This window comes from Halobacterium wangiae (assembly GCF_021249345.1).
GTDB classification, from domain to species: Archaea; Halobacteriota; Halobacteria; order Halobacteriales; family Halobacteriaceae; genus Halobacterium; species Halobacterium wangiae.
The window spans coordinates 2,236,061-2,254,072 of sequence record NZ_CP089588.1; the positions used below are offsets into that span (position 1 = coordinate 2,236,061).

At 68.5% G+C, this 18,012-nt stretch carries 21 protein-coding genes and 1 pseudogene; 10 read left to right on the forward strand and 12 right to left on the reverse strand.

Annotated features, from left to right (window positions below; genetic code table 11):
- The first annotated feature begins 24 nt into the window (after positions 1-24).
- Together LT965_RS11715 and LT965_RS11720 are read left to right on the forward strand one after the other, a co-directional pair.
- Positions 25-261 (forward strand): hypothetical protein, encoded by a 237-nt coding sequence (locus LT965_RS11715; protein ID WP_232700985.1) that lies wholly within the window; start codon positions 25-27, stop codon positions 259-261.
- A 38-nt stretch (positions 262-299) separates the two neighbouring features.
- Positions 300-1,100 (forward strand): CPBP family intramembrane glutamic endopeptidase, encoded by an 801-nt coding sequence (locus LT965_RS11720; RefSeq protein ID WP_232700986.1) that lies wholly within the window; start codon positions 300-302, stop codon positions 1,098-1,100.
- A gap of 3 nt (positions 1,101-1,103) precedes the next feature.
- On the opposite strand, the gene LT965_RS11725 is transcribed toward LT965_RS11720, so the two are convergent.
- From LT965_RS11725 to LT965_RS11735, 3 genes and pseudogenes are all read right to left on the reverse strand, one after another.
- Positions 1,104-1,550 (reverse strand): DUF302 domain-containing protein, encoded by a 447-nt coding sequence (locus tag LT965_RS11725; protein WP_232700987.1) that lies wholly within the window; start codon positions 1,548-1,550, stop codon positions 1,104-1,106.
- Between the two features lie 84 nt (positions 1,551-1,634).
- The gene (locus LT965_RS11730) at positions 1,635-1,922 is read right to left on the reverse strand and encodes a DUF5789 family protein (protein WP_232700988.1); all 288 of its coding nucleotides are present in this window, start codon (positions 1,920-1,922) and stop codon (positions 1,635-1,637) included.
- A gap of 142 nt (positions 1,923-2,064) precedes the next feature.
- A pseudogene (locus LT965_RS11735) lies at positions 2,065-2,418 on the reverse strand (ferritin-like domain-containing protein); the annotation flags it as partial.
- A gap of 112 nt (positions 2,419-2,530) precedes the next feature.
- Here LT965_RS11735 and LT965_RS11740 point away from each other — a divergent pair.
- Positions 2,531-3,451: a cell division protein CdpA domain-containing protein gene (locus LT965_RS11740; protein ID WP_232700990.1), complete on the forward strand. Its 921-nt coding sequence runs from the start codon at positions 2,531-2,533 to the stop codon at positions 3,449-3,451.
- A 19-nt stretch (positions 3,452-3,470) separates the two neighbouring features.
- Here the strand turns inward: LT965_RS11740 and LT965_RS11745 are convergent, their stop codons facing one another.
- From LT965_RS11745 to LT965_RS11755, 3 genes are read right to left on the reverse strand one after another with little or no spacing between them, the layout of a single operon-like run.
- Positions 3,471-3,908, reverse strand: coding sequence for a DUF5615 family PIN-like protein (locus LT965_RS11745; RefSeq protein ID WP_232700991.1), 438 nt, complete (start codon positions 3,906-3,908; stop codon positions 3,471-3,473).
- A complete protein-coding gene (gene polX / locus LT965_RS11750; protein WP_232700992.1) occupies positions 3,908-5,653 on the reverse strand; it encodes a DNA polymerase/3'-5' exonuclease PolX in 1,746 nt (581 codons plus the stop codon). The genes LT965_RS11745 and polX overlap by 1 nt, the downstream gene beginning before the upstream one ends.
- Positions 5,650-6,084 carry a DUF5788 family protein gene (locus tag LT965_RS11755; protein ID WP_232700993.1) on the reverse strand — a complete coding sequence of 145 codons (435 nt, stop codon included), beginning with the start codon at positions 6,082-6,084 and terminating at the stop codon, positions 5,650-5,652. Before LT965_RS11755 ends, polX begins: the two co-directional genes overlap by 4 nt.
- Before the next feature lie 491 nt (positions 6,085-6,575).
- On the opposite strand from LT965_RS11755, the gene LT965_RS11760 reads away from it, so the two are divergent.
- From LT965_RS11760 to LT965_RS11775, 4 genes are all read left to right on the forward strand, one after another.
- Positions 6,576-7,535: a rhomboid family intramembrane serine protease gene (locus LT965_RS11760; RefSeq protein WP_232700994.1), complete on the forward strand. Its 960-nt coding sequence runs from the start codon at positions 6,576-6,578 to the stop codon at positions 7,533-7,535.
- Position 7,536: 1 nt separating this feature from the next.
- On the forward strand, positions 7,537-8,319 hold the full coding sequence (locus tag LT965_RS11765; protein ID WP_232703584.1) for an endonuclease V: 783 nt from the start codon (positions 7,537-7,539) through the stop codon (positions 8,317-8,319).
- 242 nt (positions 8,320-8,561) lie between these two features.
- The gene (locus LT965_RS11770) at positions 8,562-9,380 is read left to right on the forward strand and encodes an SDR family oxidoreductase (protein ID WP_232700995.1); all 819 of its coding nucleotides are present in this window, start codon (positions 8,562-8,564) and stop codon (positions 9,378-9,380) included.
- Positions 9,381-9,484: 104 nt separating this feature from the next.
- Positions 9,485-9,709, forward strand: a complete 225-nt coding sequence (locus LT965_RS11775; protein WP_232700996.1) for a hypothetical protein — start codon at positions 9,485-9,487, stop codon at positions 9,707-9,709.
- A gap of 140 nt (positions 9,710-9,849) precedes the next feature.
- On the opposite strand, the gene dps is transcribed toward LT965_RS11775, so the two are convergent.
- Positions 9,850-11,079, reverse strand: a complete 1,230-nt coding sequence (dps, locus tag LT965_RS11780; RefSeq protein WP_232700997.1) for a DNA starvation/stationary phase protection protein Dps — start codon at positions 11,077-11,079, stop codon at positions 9,850-9,852.
- A 246-nt stretch (positions 11,080-11,325) separates the two neighbouring features.
- Between dps and LT965_RS11785 the strand changes: the two genes are divergently transcribed.
- Complete coding sequence (locus LT965_RS11785) at positions 11,326-13,182, forward strand: glycoside hydrolase family 99-like domain-containing protein (protein ID WP_232700998.1); 1,857 nt, start codon at positions 11,326-11,328, stop codon at positions 13,180-13,182.
- Positions 13,183-13,219: 37 nt separating this feature from the next.
- Here LT965_RS11785 and LT965_RS11790 read toward each other — a convergent pair whose 3' ends face one another.
- Together LT965_RS11790 and LT965_RS11795 are read right to left on the reverse strand one after the other, a co-directional pair.
- On the reverse strand, positions 13,220-14,251 hold the full coding sequence (locus tag LT965_RS11790; protein WP_232700999.1) for an ArsA family ATPase: 1,032 nt from the start codon (positions 14,249-14,251) through the stop codon (positions 13,220-13,222).
- Positions 14,252-14,330: 79 nt separating this feature from the next.
- Positions 14,331-15,431, reverse strand: a complete 1,101-nt coding sequence (locus LT965_RS11795; protein ID WP_232701000.1) for a pyridoxal phosphate-dependent aminotransferase — start codon at positions 15,429-15,431, stop codon at positions 14,331-14,333.
- A gap of 97 nt (positions 15,432-15,528) precedes the next feature.
- Between LT965_RS11795 and LT965_RS11800 the strand changes: the two genes are divergently transcribed.
- Both LT965_RS11800 and LT965_RS11805 read left to right on the forward strand, forming a co-directional pair.
- Positions 15,529-16,044: a CinA family protein gene (locus tag LT965_RS11800; RefSeq protein WP_232701001.1), complete on the forward strand. Its 516-nt coding sequence runs from the start codon at positions 15,529-15,531 to the stop codon at positions 16,042-16,044.
- A 20-nt stretch (positions 16,045-16,064) separates the two neighbouring features.
- Positions 16,065-16,565 (forward strand): metal-dependent hydrolase, encoded by a 501-nt coding sequence (locus LT965_RS11805; RefSeq protein ID WP_232701002.1) that lies wholly within the window; start codon positions 16,065-16,067, stop codon positions 16,563-16,565.
- A 23-nt stretch (positions 16,566-16,588) separates the two neighbouring features.
- Here the strand turns inward: LT965_RS11805 and LT965_RS11810 are convergent, their stop codons facing one another.
- The 3 genes from LT965_RS11810 to LT965_RS11820 form a co-directional block, all read right to left on the reverse strand.
- On the reverse strand, positions 16,589-16,900 hold the full coding sequence (locus LT965_RS11810) for a hypothetical protein (RefSeq protein ID WP_232701003.1): 312 nt from the start codon (positions 16,898-16,900) through the stop codon (positions 16,589-16,591).
- A gap of 20 nt (positions 16,901-16,920) precedes the next feature.
- Entirely contained in the window at positions 16,921-17,070 is a 150-nt protein-coding gene (locus LT965_RS11815) for a hypothetical protein (RefSeq protein ID WP_232701004.1), read from the reverse strand.
- Positions 17,071-17,148: 78 nt separating this feature from the next.
- The gene (locus tag LT965_RS11820; RefSeq protein ID WP_232701005.1) at positions 17,149-17,904 is read right to left on the reverse strand and encodes a PHP-associated domain-containing protein; all 756 of its coding nucleotides are present in this window, start codon (positions 17,902-17,904) and stop codon (positions 17,149-17,151) included.
- Between the last annotated feature and the right edge of the window lie 108 nt (positions 17,905-18,012).

The following is an 18,012-nucleotide window of genomic DNA, read 5'->3' on the forward strand; positions in this document are numbered from 1 at the left end:
GGCCCCGACGTATCGTCGAGGCACATGGTCCCTGCAGCGTTCGGCGGTTTCCCTGGTGGTATCGAACTGGTAGTGATCTTCCTCATCCTCGCGCTCCTCACGGCCGTAGTCGTCGTCCTCCTCGTCGGTGGCAAGCGGTTTCTCGGCGGGGGCGCCACGCCCGAACCACGCCGCGGCGACCTCGAGGCCCGCGTCGCGGAACTCGAGGACGAGGTCGCGGAGCTACGTCGGGCCGTCCGCGACCGTCGGGACGACCGCTAACCCCGTCTTTTTTCGCCACTCGACACGAACAACGTGCTATGGATTCGGCGACCACCGACTCGAAGCGGACCTCCCCATCTCCCTCCGACTCCGGTTCGGACTCGAAGCTGAAGGCGGTCGCCGTCGCGTTCGGTATCGCGCTCCTCGGGTTCGTGCTCGCGATTCCGGCCACTCTCGTCGTCGCGAACGCCTACGTCCTGCTGACGGGCAACGAAATCGACGCCGTGGCGGGACTGGGCATCTCGATGGTCTCCCTGCAGGGCATCGCGTTCCCGGCCACGGCGTGGCTCTACATCCGGTACAGCGACCGCTCGTGGTCGTTCATCCCCGCGTCGTTCCCCTCGCTGCGGGACCTGAAGTACGTCGCCGCGTCGTACATCGGGGTCTTCGCTTCCGTCTACGCCGTCGCCATCCTGCTCGCGGTCACGTCGACAGAGACGGCCTCGAACACGGCGGCCACCACCGCCCTCGAACATCCCGAGATCATCCCCTACCTCATCGTGCTCCAGTTGCTGCTCATCGGCCCGGGCGAGGAACTCCTCTTCCGCGGCGTCATCCAGGGGTCGCTCCGGGAGCGCTTCAGCGCGCCGGCGGCCATCCTGCTCGCGTCGCTGACGTTCGCGCCGCTGCACATCACCGCGCTGGTCGGTGGTCTCCAGGCGGTCGCCGTCTCCATCGCCATCCTCTTCGTCCCGAGCATCTTCTTCGGCTACCTCTACGAGAAGACGGAGAACATCGTCGCACCGGCGGTCGCCCACGGACTGTACAACGGGACGCTGTTCGCGCTCATGTTCGCCGCCATCGAAGCCGGCGTCGAACCGGAACTGCTCGTCCTGTAGCGCTCAGGCCGCGTCCAGGTTCCCGAACGCCTCCTCGACGTAGGTCCCGGTCTCCGCGACGACGTCCGCCCACTCCTCGTCGTCCGGCGCCATCCCGAGCAGTCGCGCGATGCGCATGATGGAGACGTGGTAGACGCGCTGGACGCCGGGTTCTTCCTCCCAGACGACGACGTTGCACGGGAACAGCGCGCCGATACGGTTCTCCGAGGCGTCGAGCGCGCGGTCGGCCATCCCCGGGTTGCACGCGCCGAGCACGTAGTAGGGGTCGCGGTCCGCGTCCACCTTCTCGTTGAGCAGGTCCGACGGCGAGAACTCCACGGGGAACCCGAACCCCGCAGCGGCGAACGCCTCGCGGACGTGCTCGACGGCTTCCTCGTGGTCCATGTGGAGGACCGCCTCCTCCTCGCCGTACGCCGCCGGGTCGAGTTCCTCCGGGTCGAACGGTAGCATACCCGGTTCTCGGGTGGCCACAGAAATAAACCTCTGCCCGGCGCCCCACTCCGCCGAGTCGCAACGCCCGGTGTGGAACGCGCGTTACTCCGTCTGGACCGGCCCGGTGCCGACCGCGTCCTCGAGGGCCTGCACGAACTCCCGGCGCGTCTCGAAGTACGTGATGTCGACGTCCGCCAGTACGCTCTCAACGGTCTGCGGGCCGTCGGGCGTTCGAATCGTCGTGTCGCCCTCTCTGCGCACGATCTCGCTCTTCTGGAGCGCCCACGTCAGCCGGGACGCGACTCGCGCGATCGGGGCGCCCTCGACGGACTCGCCGTCGCCCAGTTCGACGGCGGGTGCGTCCTCCTCCTCGTCGTTCTCGTCAGCCATGCCAGCGGCTTCGAGCGGCCGTGGATTCAACCTTTCGAAGCACTCCTCGTCGCCGCGAGTCGTTCCGCGGAACGGGTTTCTGGTATCGATCGGTACCCGCTCCGCCGCGTCTGCTGTTCCCACGATGCCGCGTTCGAAGCCGCTATTCGACGATGAACTGCGAGGCGGCCTCGAGGACGGCCGACTTGGGGAGGGGGTCGTCGAACGGCTCCGGGAACGGCACCTGCTGGTCGAGCACGCGGAGGAACGAGGCGTGACGCGCCTCGACGCTATGGATGCTCAGCGCCGGGGCCACCAGGTCCGCGTTCTCGATGAAGGGTGCCGCCCCCGCGTAGGCGGCGACGCCGGTATCCTCGAGTACGACCGCCGTCGCAATGAACTCGGCAGGCTCCGTCACCGTGGAGCCGAAGTCGAACTCGGGCTCCGAGACGGGCTCCCCGCCGAGGTCTTCGACGACGGCGCCGAGCGTCTCGAAGTGGGTTTCCTCGTCCTGCCTGTCGCAGGTTGGCCAACCGTCGCCAGTGGCACCCAGTTGCCAGCCAGTTCCACATCGGAAACTCCCAGGTGTCTGACGTAGTGTTTTTACCCTGGCCGCACAATGACCGCCCATGACTAGCCTGGGGGAAACCTACGACCACCGCGCGGGCGAGGCGAGCCAGCGCCACGTCTACCTGGGTACCGGCCTCTTCGCCGCGGGGGCGCTCCTCGTCGTCGGAGGGATTCTCGCGGGCGCGACCGGTCTGCTCATCGAGAACGGCTTCGGGCAGTACCAGAGCCGCGAGATAGCCGGCATCCTCGCCGGCCTCGGCGTGCCGGCGGTGTTCGTCGGCATCTTCACGGTGCTGCCGGCGAACCGCGTCCAGCGCGCCGCAGCGGCCGTCGGCGCGGGACTGGCCGTCCTGGGCGTGATGTTGTTCCGCGCGACCTACCCGTACCTCTACGCCCCCGGGTCCGGGGGCGTCCCGACGACGGGGACGCTGGCGTTCATCCTCGTGTACGCGGCCGGCATCATCACGACGTTCTGGTGTCTGTTCACCGCCGTCGCGACGTTCAAGACGCGCAACGACCCCGGCGGGACGGTCACACTCACCGTCACGAAGGACGGCGAGACCCACACCGTCGAGGTCCCCGCGGACAACGTCGAGAGCGCCCGCAAGGCGCTGTCCTCCGGGAGCTTCGGCGGCGTCGGCGTCTTCGGCGGCGTGGAGGACCCCGAGGAGCAGACCCGCGCCAACGCCTCCGAACCGGAACCGGAGCCGACCACGACCCAGCAGCCGCCGTCCACGAAGCCCGACCCGACGCCGGGGCCCGCCGCCTCGGTCTCGGACGGCGGCGCGGCGAGCCAGGAACTCTCCTCGCCGCTCGACGAACCGGGCGCGGACGAGGGGCCCGGGCCGGACAGGTACTGCGGCAACTGCGCGCACTTCGACTACGAGAACACCGGCAACGGCATGCAGCCGTACTGCGGTCTCTACGAGGAGGAGATGGACGACATGGAGGCCTGCAACTGGTGGGAGCGCAACGGCTGACCGTCCGGGCGAACACGACTCAAAGCTCTTCTAGCCGCCGTTCGACGTCCGTCCAGTGGCTACCGCGCCAGAAGAACTGACCGCAGTCCCGACACCGCCAGACGGGGTCGGCGTCGTCGGCCACGTACTCTGGGAGGTCGGCACCGGCCGGGACGTCTTCGAGTTCGCCATTGCAAGCGCCACAGCGTTCGCCCGCCGCAGGTTCGAGGGTGACGCCGACGGCGGCGAGTTCGCGCAACTGCTCGTCGGTGTCCTTCGCGACGACGAGCACGCTCTCCGGCGTCCGCGCCGCGAGGTCGCGGTCCCGCGTGACGAGCGTCCGGTCCTCGTCGACTGCGAGGCGCCTGACTTCGTCGTCGTCCTCGATTCCGCGGTCGAGCACGTAGACGGCGTCGTGACCACACATCCGGAGGAGACGCGCCAGGTCGCCGCACATCGCGTCGACGAGGAAGGCCATCAGCCGAGGAACTCGCGCACGCCGTCGGCGTCCCGCGCGTTCAGTACGTCGGCGGTCTCGGCCCACCCGCGACGGGCGGTGTGCACGCCGTACTCGATGTACGCGAACTCGCCGACGGAGTGGGCGTCGGTGTCGATGGCGATGGTCGCGCCCGCCTCGACGGCGCTCTTGACGGCGCTCCCCCAGAGGTCGAGGCGGTGGGGGTTGCTGTTGACTTCGAGTGCGGTGCCCGCGTCGGCGGCCGCTTCGCCGAGCGCGCCGGCGTCGAACTCCATCGCCGGGCGGTCGTTGATGAGGCGCCCCGAGGGGTGGCCCAGCACGTCCACCTCGGGGTGTTCGACCGCGCGGATCAGCCGGTCGGTCTGGTCGTCGCCGTCCCCGAGGCCAGAGTGCGGACTGGCGATCACGAGGTCGAGGTCCGCGAGCACGTCGTCGCTCACACTCCCGACGTTCCCGTCGGTGTCGATGTTCGCCTCAGTGCCGTGGAACACCTCGATCTCGGCCTCCGCGCGCACGGACTCGACCTCCGCGGCCTGCTCGCGGAGTTCCGCGTCGGAGAGGCCGCTGTCGGCGACGACACCCGGTCCCTCTGCGTGGTCGGAGATGCAGACGTAGTCGTGGCCGAACTCGGCGGCGCCCGCCACCAGGTCCTCGGCCGGGAGCGCGCCGTCGGACCACCCGGTGTGGGTGTGGAGGTCGCCGCGGACGTCCTCGAGTTCGACGAGGTCCGGGAGGTCGCCGTTCGCCGCGGCCTCGATTTCACCGCGGTCCTCGCGCAGTTCGGGGGGCATCCACGGCAGGCCGACGGCCTCGTAGACGTCCTCCTCGGTCTCGCTGGCGAGCAGTTCACCGACGCGCTGGCCCTCCTCGTCCTCGACCCTGGAGACGTCGAAGACGCCGTACTCGTTGACCTTCAGGTCGCGGTCGATGGCGCGGTTGCGCAGCGTCAGGTTGTGGCCCTTGTTGCCCGTGAAGTACTGGAGCGCGGCGCCGTACTCCTCGTCGGCGACGACGCGGAGGTCGACGCGCACGCCGTCCATCCAGACGCTCGTCTTCGTCGGCCCGAAGTCGATGGTCTCGCCGACGCGCTCCCACTCGGTGAGCGCGCGGCCCACGGCCTCGCCGTCGTCGCTCGCCGCGAGCACGTCCACGTCGCCGATGGTGGGCTTCCAGCGGCGCAGCGACCCGCCGACGTCCGCACGCTCGACGGCGTCGTGGCTCCGGACGAACTCCCTGACCGCCTCACCGACGGGCCGCGCGTCCCCCAGCAGTTCGCGCTTCTGGGCCTCGCGAGCGAAGGCGACCCCCGAGAGGATGTTCTGCTCGGTCGTCTCGCCGAACCCCGAGACGGTCTGTATCTCGCCGGCCTCCGCGGCCGCTTCGAGGTCGTCGAGGGTCTGGACGCCCAGCGCCTCGTACAGTTTCCCGACGGTCTTCGGGCCGACACCCTCGACGGCGGTCAGTTCCCCGATGTCGACGGGGAGTCTCTCGCGTTCCTCTTCGAGTTCCTCTATCGCGCTGGTCTCGACGTACTCCACGATCTTCGACGCGATGGCCTCGCCCACGCCCTGTATCCGCTCGACGGCGTCGACGCCCTCCGCCGCGAGGTTCTCGACGGGCTCGGGGTGGTCCCGGACGTTGTCGGCCGCGCGGCGGTAGGTGCTGGGCTTGTACTCGACGTCCCGGGCCTCTAGGCGAGCGGCGTACTCCTCCAGCAGCGCCGCCACCTCGGCGTTCCGGCTCACCGCCGGATCCCCTCGTTGTCGTCGCGGCCGAGCGCCTCCTTCAGGAACGAGTACCAGCGCTTCTGGTCGGCACGTTCGCTGGCCTTCGCCTCGGCCTCGATGCTCGTCCGCCCCAGCGACTCCAGGGCGTTCAGCGCGCGGTCGATACCAACCAGCACGGCCACGATCTCCTCGCCATCCTCCCGCGTGATGTCGGCCTCCTCGAGGCGCTCGCGGCGCTGGACGCGCTCTCGGCGCAGGAGCTTCTTGGTCTCCTCGACCTCCTCGCGGAGCGCTGCCGGCACGCTGTCGTGTTTCTTCACCTCGAAGACGAACGGCTGGAGCGCGAACGACTCCCCCTGCAGGTCTATCTCCTCGGGAATCGACGCGCCGATGGTCGCCCCCTCGCGGTCGACCCGTTCGAGGAGTTGCTTGCGCTCGTACTCGCGCATACGTGCCTCTACCAGTGGACACAGCAAAAGCCCCGTGGCTGCTAGTTGCTTCCGGAATGTGTTGATGGGGTTCCGTCGATTCGAACAGCTGAAAGCCCTCGATTCGCTCGACTCCCGGGGCTTGCTGCGCTCCTCGCCTTCGGCTGCGGTGCTTGCTTCGCCCGGGTTCGCCGGAAGACTCGCGTTGCTCGTCTTCCGAGCCATCCGCTCGCTTCGCTCGCGGAGACGCCGAGCGAACCTCGCCCTTTCAATCCGCCAGGAACCGGTTGACCAACTGGCCAACGGGAGGACTGAAAGGGGCGGGCGTGTCGACGACGGCGGACGATGCAAGCACGCGAGCGAAGCGAGCGCGCACAGCGAGTCCCCCGAGTCGACACGTCCGGGGCTTTCTGGGTAGTCTGCTAACCGATACCGAGTCGAGCAGCATAGTCAGATGCCACTAGGGTACGACGACCCAAAACAATATCCACAGGCCTCCCTAATCCCCGTCAATGGCGACGTGTGACCGGTGTGGCGCCCAGGAATCGATGCCATACCAGTGTCGGCTCTGCGGCGGCACCTACTGCTCGGCGCATCGACTCCCCGAGAACCACGACTGTCCCGGACTGGACAGCTGGGGCGACCCGGACGGCGTCTTCGACAGCGGCTTCGACGACAGCGTCGACAACCCCGGCGGGAGCCAGGGGAGTTTCGCCGACCGAATCTCCATCGACACGGGACGCGGCGGCGTGCTCGCGTACTTCCGCGGGAACTTCACCTACCTCTTCCTCGGCCTGATGTGGGTGACGTTCCTCCTCCAGTTCGTCGTCGCGCCGGCTCTCGGCGTCGGGGCGTTCACCCGCGACTGGTACGCGCTGTTCACGGTCACCACCTCGAACCCGCTGTACGTGTGGACGTGGCTCACGTCCGTGTTCTCCCACGGCGGGTTCACTCACATCCTGTTGAACAGCATCGTGCTGTACTTCTTCGGCCCCGTGGTCGAGCAGCGCATCGGGTCGAAGAAGTTCGCCGCGCTGTTCGTCGCGGCGGGCGTGCTCGCCGGTCTCGCGCAGGTCGGCGCCTCGCTGTTGATGAACCCCTCGTGGTGGGGCCAGCCGCTGAACCCCGCGCTCAACGTCGGCTCCGCGGTGCTCGGCGCGAGCGGCGCCATCGCGTCGCTGCTCGGCGTGCTCACCGTGTTGAACCCGAACCTCCGGATCTACCTCTACTTCATCATCCCGATGCCGCTGTGGATCGCGACCGCGCTGTTCGCGGGCTACTCCATCCTGGTCTCCAGCGCCGGCGGCATCGGCGCCGGCGGCGTCGCACAGATCGCACACCTCGCCGGTCTGGGTCTCGGCCTGGCCTACGGCGCGAAGCTCAAGCGGGAGGGCGAGCGTGCACCCCGGCAGCTCCAGTTCGGCGGCGGGCGCGGGCCCGGTGGACCGGGCGGTCCGGGCCGCCGCCGCTGAGATGCGCGTCGTCCACCCCGAGTACCTCCCCGACGCCGCGCTCTCCCGCGCGGAGATGGAGCGCCTGCAGCGCGAACTCGCGGCCGACGCTATCTTCGAGGACGGTATCGATTTCGACCCGGTGGACGCGGCGCTCTCGGCGACGCCCGACGAGCAGACGGCTCTGACTGTCAGCGACGCCCCAGTCGTCGTCGGCGTCGACCAGGCGTTCCTCGACGCGGAGTCCGTGAGTGCCGCGGTCGCGATCCGGGCCGGCGCCGTCGTCGAGCGTGCCGCGGGCCGTGCACCACTCGAGATTCCCTACATCCCGGGCCTGCTCTCGTTCCGGGAGGGCGCCGCCATCGTAGACGCCCTGGAGTCGCTGACCGTCGACCCGGACGTGCTCGTCCTCGACGGCAGCGGCCGCATCCACTTCCGGCAGGCCGGAATCGCCACGCACGTCGGCGTCCTCTTCGACGTCCCCGCAGTCGGCGTGGCGAAGAACCTGCTCTGTGGATCGCCCCGCACCGCACTCGACGACCCGCTCCCCGAGGGCGCCCGCGTCGCCATCGAGGCCGACGACTCGATGGACGCACCAGCGGGGACGGTGGTCGGCTACGCCTACCAGTCCCGGCAGTACCCGAACCCCGGGACGCGGTACGTCAACCCCCTCATCGTCAGCCCCGGCCACCGCGTGAACGCGGAGACTGCGGTGGACGTCGTCGAGGCGACCTGCACGGGCTACAAACTCCCCGAACCCACACGGTTGGCGGACGCGTACGCGGACGAACTGAAGTCCGAGTGACCAACTGCCCGACGGGAGGACTGAAAGGGGCGGCGTGCTCGCGTTCACCTGTTCGCTCGCGACGCAAGCACCGAACGAAGTGAGGCGCACAGCGAGCGAGCGGACGCGAGCACGCCGGGACTTTCTGAGTAGTCCGGTCGGTAGCGGGTCGGGACACGGTCGCGGACCTCCAGCCACCAGAACCAAACACAGCGCGTCCAGAGAGGTGAAGCGTTAACTTCGGGGCGCCCGACAGGTCCGACATGGAGAAGGTCGCGCTCATCACTGGTTGTTCGTCGGGTATCGGCGACGCGACGGCGCGCTCGCTGCTCGACGAGGAGTGGACGGTCGTCGCCACCGCACGCGACACCGACGACGTCGCGGCGCTCGCGGAAGCCGGCTGTGACACGGCCGAACTCGACGTGACGAAGCCGGCGCAGTGTGAGAACGTCGTCGAGGACATCGTCGACCGCCACGGCCGACTTGACTGCCTCGTCAACAACGCGGGGTACGCACAGCTGGGGCCGCTGGAGGACGTACCGACGCGGGCGCTCCACCGCCAGTTCGACGTGAACGTCTACGGGCCACACCGCCTCGTCCGGGCGGCGCTGCCACACATGCGGAACCGCGGTGACGGGACCATCGTGAACGTCTCCAGCGTCGCCGGCCGCGTCGCCACGCCCGGGATGGGTGCGTACAACGGCTCGAAGTTCGCGCTCGAGGGGATGAGCGACGCGCTCCGCGGTGAGGTCTCGCAGTTCGGCGTCGACGTCGCACTCGTCGAACCCGGGCCCGTGGAGACGTCGTTCACCGAGCGCGCGGAGCGCCAGGTCGACGACCTCGATCCGAGTGGCGTCTACGAGACCATCTATCGGTTCTTCGAGGACGCGAGCGCCGTCAACGGCGTCGGCGCCGTTCCACCCGAGCGCGTCGCCGAGGTCATCACCGAGGCGGCGGTCAGCACGGACCCGAAGGCCCGCTACCCGGTCGCGCGCGCCGGCAAGTACGGCGTCGCCGCACGCTTCCTCCCGAGTAGCTGGCTCGACTCCGTCTACGGCCTCGCGCTGAAGTACCTCCACTGACCGCGCGGACCGCGCTCCGCTCGTGGGCAGCGTGTTGGTAACTGGCTACCGAACCGTACATCCCTGCAATAACCGTTAATGAACCGGATTCCGTCCGACTGAGCATGCAACGAAGACGACTGCTCGCCGCGACTGGAACCGTCGTGACCGCGCTGATCGCGGGCTGTGGGTCGCCCGACGCCGAGGGCGAAGACGGTGGTGGCGGCGGTGCCGGCACCGGCGGTACGGGTGGCGGGACTGGTGGCACCGGTGGAACCGGTGGCGGCACCGGAGGCACGGGCGGTGGCGACCGCGCCGAACCGGACCAGTTCGGGCCACGGGACGCCTGAGAAGCGAGCACGTCCGCACTCGCGTTCGTCTGTTCTCGACGACGTTCGAAAAAATTCGGCAACGGCGGACAGCGCCGCGTTCTCCTCGACGGAGCGGTCTCCACTGAGTCGCCCCTCAGTGGAGTCTCGGGTCTGGAGGTCTACAGTCGCTGCTGCGTCGGCGGCTCCTGGAACGCACTACTCGCGGATTCGAAGCTGGATGCGCCGCCGTAGACGCCCGACGACTGACTCATCGGCTGCTGGGACGTCTGCTGTGGTGGGAACTGCTGCTGTGGCGGGAGCTGGCTCTGTTGCTGGGGCGTCTGCTGTGGTGGGAGCTGGCTCTGCTGCTGCGACCCGAAGGGCGGCTGCTGCTGGGACGGAACCGGGCGCTGCTGCTGTGGCGGGGCCTGGCTCTGCTGCTGGGGTCCCTGCTGCTGGGGCGTCTGCTGCTGGGGCGTCTGCTGTGGTGGGAGCTGGCTCTGCTGCTGTGACTGGAGCGGCCGCTGCTGGGGCGGTTGCTGGGGCGGGCGCTGTCGCTGCTGGGACTGGAACGAGCCCTGCTGCTGACCGACTCCCCTCGAGCCACCCTGGAGCGAGCCCTGGGAGGCCTCGATCGGCTGGGCGACGTCCTGCGGCATGCTCTGGGGTGCGCTGATCGGTGCCGAAATGTCCTGTGGCACACCCTGCGCTGGCGCCATCGCCTGGGGAGGACCCGTCTGGATCTCTATCTGCGAGGTAGGGCTCCCGGAGCCGGAGACCGACCGGCTGGCGGCCTCCTCGCCGCCGAGACTCTGCCCAGTGCTGCCCTTCGCCGAGGTTCCCTGGGCCTGGCCCATCGTCGCCGGCACCTGGCTCCGGACCTCCATCTGGAGGTGGGATTCGAGCACGTAGAGCTGCTTGTCCACCTCGCGGGAGATCTCGGTGAGCAGGTCGGCGGTGTCCTCGTCACCGAGCCCGGCCGCCTGATCGATCGCCTCCCGGAGGAAGCTCGCGTGGCGGCCGACGTGGTCGGCCAGCCACTCGATGTACTCGACTTCGTCGACCGCTTCGACCGGCGGCTCCGGGATGCGGCTGGTGCTGGCCGCGATGCGGGTCGTCCCAACTGCCTGGCCCCCGAGGGCGGTGGCGCGTTCGGCGAGCAGGTCGACGTGCTCGGAGAGCTCTTCCGCGATCTCGTCGAACAGCAGGTGGAGCTGGAAGAAGTCCGGGCCCTTGACGTTCCAGTGGGCGAACTTGGCCTGGGACCGCAGGTCGGTGGTGTCGGCGAGTACCTGATTCAGCGTCTGGATCACCGGAACACGGCTCTCCTCCGGGAGATTGACGGCTGTACTGTAGAGGTTCGTCTGCGGGTTGCTCGTACTCGACGCTCGTTGTTGTTTCTGTGACATGTGGAGTAGACCTCCACCGTTCACTGACGGCGATTGCATGGAAAACTGTACTCCGCATGTTGTTCCCAACTACTCTCCACTCCGGGACTTCGCCTCGGTATCAGATACGAATTCTTACACGACTGGGGAATGCACGTCGATGGCGTGCCGTGAGCGAAGCGTACCTCGGGGGCTCTTCGGCGTTTTCCGACGCTCGTCCCAGGAGACACCGCATACTTTATCTGTCGTTGCTATCACTCGGGTAGCATGTCTGACGACCGCTCTGCCTCGCGTCGGCGGTTCCTGGCTGGCGTTCTCGGAACCAGCGCACTCGCTGGGTGTAACAGCTCGCCGTCCGAGACGACGCCCTCGGAAACGACGACCGACCCCGAACCCACGACCGACCCCGAACCCACGACCGACGGGACCACGACGAACTCGGAACCGTCGGTCGAGCGCCAGCTGGCCGTCTCCCTCGAGACAGTCGACTCGGAGGGGACTACGCACGTCGAAGTCACGGGCCAGGGGTCCCATCCCGACGGCATCGACAGAGTCGACGTCTCGTTCGGAACCGGTGAGACGGTCGTACGGGACCGCGAGGGACCGACGGAGACCGAGATCGAGGTGAGACGCCCCGTCCCCGGTGGGCAGCGCTACGGCGTCGAGGTGTCGCTCGTTCCGACGGACGGGGAGGCCATCTCCCGACGCGGGTTGAGCGAGTACGTGACCCGACCCCGGATGCGGGAGGAGTCGGGTTCGACGGTCGTCGCGAACTACTACCCGTGGTACGGCCCGGACCGCCACCGGGCCTTCGTCGACGAACCCGTCGTCTCAGACTACGACTCGCGCGACGAAGCGGTCGTCGAACAGCACGTCGACTGGGCGACGGAGTACGGCGTCGACGCGTTCTGCGCGAGCTGGTGGGGCCAGGGTAGCTGGGAGGACGAGACGCTGCAGAACCACTACCTCCCGAACGAGGCGACCGACGACCTGGAGTTCTGCATCCTCTACGAGTCCCTCGAGATGCTCGGGGAGGACCTCCCGCGGTCCTTCGACGACGACCAGACCAGGCAACAGTTCGTCGACGACGTGGCGTACCTCTCGGAGCACTACTTCGGCGAGGACAACTACCTCCGCGTGGACGGGAGGCCAGTGCTCTACTTCTACGCCGCGGACCAGCTCCAGGGCGACGTCGAAGCCGCGCTCGCGGCCGCCGAGGAGGCTGCCGGCGAGGAGCTGTTCGTCGTCCTCGAGATCGTCGACTGGCGGTTCCCCACGACGCACGACCGGAAGCTGATGCGTGCCGCCGACGGCGTCACCGCCTACGAGATGTTCCGCTCGATACCGGACATCGACGAGAACTTCGCCGAGCGGATGGCGTCGTTCTACCCCGAGTGGCTGCTCGCTGCCAAGGACACCGACTGCGTGTTCATGCCGGTGATGATGCCGGGGTTCAGCAACCGGATGATCAACGACGACTACGACCGACCGGAACTCACGCGCAGCGAGGAGCGGACGCGCCGCGTCTGCGAGTACACCCAGGCGTACCTCGACCCGACGGTCGACCTGTCGTTCGTCACGTCGTGGAACGAGTGGCACGAACACACGCAGGTCGAACCGTCCGAGGAGCACGGGACGAGCGACCTCGAGATCATCCGCGACACGATATCGGAAGACGAGTTCGACCACTGGATCGACGACACGGTCGCCCTCACTCTCTCCTTCGAGGAGACGGTCAAAGAGTCCGTGATAACGGGCGACGACATCCCGCCCGCAGACGACCGCGACCTCGCGTTCGCCCTCGAGACGATCACCTTCGAAAAAGACCACGAAGCGGTCGTCGAACCCTACAACATCGGTCCCGAGGGACCGGAACCACACTACAGCGGCGGCGTCTACGCGCAGGCTTCCAGTGAGGCCAAGTCGTGGCGGTGGCTCGGCGGCGAGGACGGGTCGGTGACGTTCGTGTTCGACGAGCAGATACTCGAGGCGGAGACAGTCGAACTACGGGGCTTCCCGGTCACTGGCGGCCTCTCCGGGACGCTCTCGCTAGGTGGACTGGAACTGGGCTCCGTCGACTTCGGCGAACGGCGGAGTCAGTCCTACTGGTTCGAGTTGTTGTAGGGCGGAAGTCCACTGCTCGCTGCCCTCCCTGTCCTACTCAGTCCAGGCAAGCAGCGACCACGCGTAGCGGCCGCTCACCGCGCACCTCCTCGGCGAGCAGCGGGACGCGTTTCACGTCGGGGCCGCGGAACAGCTCCTGGGCCCGGGCGAGCGCCCCCTGCTGGACCTCCCAGCGGCGTGCACAGAACGCGCAGTCCTCGTGGTTCGGGGCGACGAACGCGTCCGCCGGGACGTCCGCGACGTCCGCCAGCGGCTCCATCACGCGGTTCACGACGACGGTGCCGACCGGGACGCCGTACTCGTCGAGGCGGGCGACGAGGCGCTCGGACTCCATGACGCTCATCTCCTCGGGCACCAGCACCACGCGGAAGTCCGTGCGCGCGGGGTCGGTCAACACCGCACGGAGGCGCTCGACGCGCTCCTTGACTGCGTCCAGGTCGCCGAAGCCCTGCTCGGCGTCCTCGTCGCCCTGGCCGAACATCCCCTTCAGGCCGTCCATCATGCCGCCGAGTCGCTCCCGGAGCTGCATCATCCGGCCGACCATCGAGTCCAGGACCTCGGGGAGTTCCAGCAGGCGGAGCGTGTGGCCAGTGGGTGCGGTGTCGACGACGACGCGGTCGAAGCGCTCGTCGTCCATGTACTCTAGCAGCAGTTGCATCGCGGCGGCCTCGTCGGCACCCGGCATCATCGCCGCGTCGTCGGCGCTATCGCCCGCCGTCCCGCCGAGCAACGCGTCCATCCCGCCCGCGAAGCCGCCGTCCTGCCCGAACATCCCGGCCTGCGAGAGCGCGTCGTCCGGGTCGATCTCGACCGCCCACAGCGGCCGGTCGTCGAACACCTGTGCGGGTCGAGCCGGCACGTCGACGCCGAGCGTGTCCGACAGCGAGTGTGCGGGGTCCGTGGAGACGACGAGCGTCGCGGTGCCCTCGTTCGCGCTGGCGAGCGCCGTCGCCGCCGCCATCGTCGTCTTGCCGACGCCGCCCTTCCCGCCGTACAGCACGTACTCCGCGGTTCCCGTCGTCACGCCGGGGTCGAGCGAGTCGACTGCCTCGACCTCGAGTTCGTCCATGCTCCGGGATGAGCGACCCAGCGGGGTGAATCCGTCGGTCGCGGGACTCCGCCCGGTCCACGTCGACGGCGCGCCGCGTTCAGCCGAAGTAGGCCGCCAGTCGGTCGGCGGCCTCATCGACGCGCGGGGAGACGAGCGCGAACCGGAGCCAGTCGTCGTGTGTGGTTCCGAAACCGGAGCCGGGCATCCCCGCGACGCCAGCTTCGTCGATGAGTTCGAACGTGTTCTCCAGGCTCCCCGGGAAGTCCGGGAACCGCGCGAGCACGTAGAACGCGCCGTCGGGTTCCGTGTACTCCGCGCCCGCGTCGTCGAGAGCGTCGGTGAACGTCGCCACGCGCTCGCGCAGCAACTCGCGGCTCTCCCGGTAGTAGTCGGGGTCGGTCTCCCGGAGGGCGTGCAGCACTGCGGCCTGTGGGGGGCGACTCGACGTCACGTTCGTCAGCATGTGCCGGGACTTCATCGGCTCCGTGTGTGCCTCCTCGGCGATCGTGTAGCCGACGCGGAACCCCGTGATGGCGAGGGACTTCGAGAAGGAGTTCGTGACGATGCGGTGTTCGGAGTCGAACTCGAGGGCGCTCGTGAACGTCCCGGAGAAGTCGAAGTGGTCGTACACCTCGTCGCTGACCAGGATGGCGTCGTTCTCCTCGGCGATGGCGACGAGTTCCGCCATCGTGGCCTCGTCGTAGACGGCGCCCGTCGGGTTGTTGGGCGTGTTGACGATGATGCAGGCGGTGTCCTCGCTCGCGACGTCGCGGACCGCCGCGGGGTCGAGGCTGCCGTCGGCCTCGGTCTCGACGAACCGCTGGGTGCCGCCGAGCATCGTCGTCTTCCCCGGATAGTAGGGGTAGACCGGGTCGGTCATCACCACTTCGTCGCCGGCGCCGCGCTCCAGTGCGCGCCCCATCGCGAGGTAGTTCGCCTCGCCGCCGCCGTTCGTGACGACCACCTGCTCGACCGGCACCTGCCTGCGCGCCGCGATCTCCTCGCGGAGTTCCCGCAGGCCGACGCTGGGCGGGTACTGGAACGCCATCCCTCCCTGGTCGGCGTACTGGTGGAGGCCCTCGGCGACCGCTGGCGGCGACCCCCAGTCCGGGTTGCCCGAGACCATGTCGATGACGTCACCGTCGGCGTGGGTCGCGTACTCCATCACGCGGAAGAACAGCGGCTCCTCGTACTCCATACGGGAGAGTCCGTACCGGAGTACGTGTGTCTTTCGCCCGGTAGCGGGTGCTCCGGGCGTCCGTACCTTCTTGTCGCATCCCGCAGTAGCGGAAGGTATGCGAGAGTTCGCTGTCGACCCGCCGGTCGAGGAGACGCTCGGCGACGCCCTCCGCGAGGCAGGCCACACCCTCGCCACCGCGGAGTCCTGCACGGGCGGCCTGGTCGGGTCGCTGCTCACCGATGTCGCCGGGTCGAGCGACTACTTCGACCGCGGCCTCGTCACGTACTCGTACGACGCCAAACTCGACCTCGGCGTCGCCCGAGAGGCGCTCGACGAGCACGGCGCCGTCAGCGAACGGGTCGCCCGGCAGATGGCGCGGGCAGTCCGCGACAGCGCGGGCACGACGTGGGGTGTCTCGACTACCGGTATCGCGGGGCCCGCTGGCGGAACCGACGACAAACCCGTCGGCACGGTGTACGTCGGCGTCGCGTACGCGGGCGACTGGGGGACCCAGTCCTCCTACGCGACCGTCGAACACCACGTATTCGACGGCGACCGGCGTGAAATCAAGGAGCAAATCGCCCGCCGGGCGCTTGGTGCGGTCGCGGACGAACTCGAAACGGTGACGTAGCCCCGGCATCAGATTCCGCTGTGAACAAGGGAGACCACGTCCTCAACGGTGCGTTGCTGGCCGTCGGCCTCGGTTACGTTCTCTACCCGTCGGGGGGCGTCGAGACGCTCCGGACCATCGCGGCCGTACTCATCCCGGTGGTGCTCGGCGCGCTGTTCCCGGACGTGGACACGGACTTCGGGAAACACCGCAAGACGCTGCACAACCTCCCGGTGCTGGCGCTGCTGTACCTCTTCCCCGCCTACTTCGGCAACCTCCAGTACGTCTGGCTGGGCGTCCTCACCCACTACGTGCTCGACGTGGTCGGGAGCAAGCGCGGCATCGCGCTGTTCTACCCGTTCTCCCCGCAGGAGTACGGGCTCCCGGTCGGCGTTACCACCGTCTCGAACTACGCCACGGTCGTCACCGTTCTCATCACTGCGATCGAACTCGCGGTCGTCGCCATCGTCGTCCACGTCGCTCCGGAGTACCTCCCGAGTGAGGCTGCGAACGTGCTGACGCGGCTCACCAGGCTCTCTTGAGAGGACAGTCCGCCCGTCTCTCCTCAGGAATCACCGTCCTCGTCGTCGGCGCGACGCATCCGCAGCTGCGCCACGAGGTTGAGGTGCATGACGTGGAGGTGCATCCCGATGCCGTAGAGGAGCAACCCCATCCCGACGAAGATGGTCGGCATGAGCACGGCGTCGACGGCGCTCGCGACGCTGTCGAGGTTGTACGGGAGTCGCCCGACGACGGCGAGCAGGAAGGCGAACAGGATAACCCCGAGGCCCGCCCTGACGAACCGGGAGAACCGGCCCAGTTGCTTGATTCGATCCTCGATCTCCTCGGTGCTGAGTCGTGTCTGGTTCTCTGGCACTGTCGGTCTCCAGGCGGTCGTTACTCGTCGGCGGCCGAGGCGCACTCGGCGACGCCAGCTCCGGAGACGACCCGCTTCGGTGCGGTGAACTCGACCTCCGCAGGCCCCCGCGGAGTGAGGAAGATACCCACCGTCGCTCCGTCGAGGTCATGCTGGTGTGTCTCGCTCATCGGTTCCAATTCAGTCCGGGGAACGGACAAGGCGCGGGCTTGCGACGGCAAGCGTACCACGACGGCGCCAGCGTCCGGTCAGTACACCGCGACGTCGTCGAACTCGCCGCCGTAGGCGATGTGGCGCGGGTGGGTGGGCTCCATCCCGGAGAGCAGCAGTCTGTCGACTTTCTCCCACGTGTTCTCGTAGACGAGGTGGAGTTTCTCCGCGAGACAACGGCCGCGGTGGCCCAGGCCCGTGCGGTGTCCCGTCCGGCATTCCACGCCGGACTTGAGCGCGTCGACGAGGCTCTCCTCGTCGTTGATGTCGGTGTCGAACTCCGTCCACACCTCGCCGACCGTCTCCGAGCGGTGGGCGTACGACGAGGCGAAGGCGGGGATGGCGTGCGCGTCGGCGAGCGTCGCCGCGCGGCGGTTGTGGTGCGGGAGGTGTTTCGGGTTGTACGTCTCCGCGGCGTCGATGCGGTCGCGCAGCTCGCAGACGTCGGTGGCACTGAGGCTCACGTTGAGGAACTCCGGGTGCGGGGCGAGCACGGCGGCGCCCTGCCACTGGCACTCCGCGAGCGCGCCGTCGAGGGTCACGAAGTCCGGAATCCCCTCGGAGAGACCGACCGCGAGCACGTGCTTGCGGTCGCGGTACGACCCCGTGAACAGCTCCCGGCCCGGCACCACCAGCAGGTCGTCGTCGGAGAACTCTCGCGCGCGGTCACGGATGTCGGGTAGTCGCGTGAAGTGCGGGGCGTACACGAGGACCTCGATGCCCGCCGCTTTCGCTCGACGCACCACCTCGTCGTCGAGCACCTTCACGTGGAGGTCGACCCGTGTCGTCGGCACACGAGCCAGTTCGAGCGCCCGTGATTAGCGATTTACGGTTCCCGCGTGAACCCTGGCCCCGTTGTCGCCGGTTCCGAGTCGATTTATCCGGCTGGCGACCCACCGATT

Bases quoted from the DNA above. Each gene is read 5' to 3' on its own strand.
- dps (WP_232700997.1), bottom strand. From the start codon at position 11,079: ATGTCACAGAAACAACAACGAGCGTCGAGTACGAGCAACCCGCAGACG.
- LT965_RS11760 (WP_232700994.1), top strand. From the start codon at position 6,576: ATGGCGACGTGTGACCGGTGTGGCGCCCAGGAATCGATGCCATACCAG.
- LT965_RS11770 (WP_232700995.1), top strand. From the start codon at position 8,562: ATGGAGAAGGTCGCGCTCATCACTGGTTGTTCGTCGGGTATCGGCGAC.
- LT965_RS11715 (WP_232700985.1), top strand. From the start codon at position 25: ATGGTCCCTGCAGCGTTCGGCGGTTTCCCTGGTGGTATCGAACTGGTA.
- LT965_RS11800 (WP_232701001.1), top strand. From the start codon at position 15,529: ATGCGAGAGTTCGCTGTCGACCCGCCGGTCGAGGAGACGCTCGGCGAC.
- LT965_RS11815 (WP_232701004.1), bottom strand. From the start codon at position 17,070: ATGAGCGAGACACACCAGCATGACCTCGACGGAGCGACGGTGGGTATC.
- LT965_RS11740 (WP_232700990.1), top strand. From the start codon at position 2,531: ATGACTAGCCTGGGGGAAACCTACGACCACCGCGCGGGCGAGGCGAGC.
- LT965_RS11765 (WP_232703584.1), top strand. From the start codon at position 7,537: ATGCGCGTCGTCCACCCCGAGTACCTCCCCGACGCCGCGCTCTCCCGC.
- LT965_RS11790 (WP_232700999.1), bottom strand. From the start codon at position 14,251: ATGGACGAACTCGAGGTCGAGGCAGTCGACTCGCTCGACCCCGGCGTG.
- LT965_RS11775 (WP_232700996.1), top strand. From the start codon at position 9,485: ATGCAACGAAGACGACTGCTCGCCGCGACTGGAACCGTCGTGACCGCG.
- LT965_RS11755 (WP_232700993.1), bottom strand. From the start codon at position 6,084: ATGCGCGAGTACGAGCGCAAGCAACTCCTCGAACGGGTCGACCGCGAG.
- LT965_RS11745 (WP_232700991.1), bottom strand. From the start codon at position 3,908: ATGGCCTTCCTCGTCGACGCGATGTGCGGCGACCTGGCGCGTCTCCTC.
- LT965_RS11795 (WP_232701000.1), bottom strand. From the start codon at position 15,431: ATGGAGTACGAGGAGCCGCTGTTCTTCCGCGTGATGGAGTACGCGACC.
- LT965_RS11725 (WP_232700987.1), bottom strand. From the start codon at position 1,550: ATGCTACCGTTCGACCCGGAGGAACTCGACCCGGCGGCGTACGGCGAG.
- LT965_RS11785 (WP_232700998.1), top strand. From the start codon at position 11,326: ATGTCTGACGACCGCTCTGCCTCGCGTCGGCGGTTCCTGGCTGGCGTT.
- LT965_RS11730 (WP_232700988.1), bottom strand. From the start codon at position 1,922: ATGGCTGACGAGAACGACGAGGAGGAGGACGCACCCGCCGTCGAACTG.
- LT965_RS11720 (WP_232700986.1), top strand. From the start codon at position 300: ATGGATTCGGCGACCACCGACTCGAAGCGGACCTCCCCATCTCCCTCC.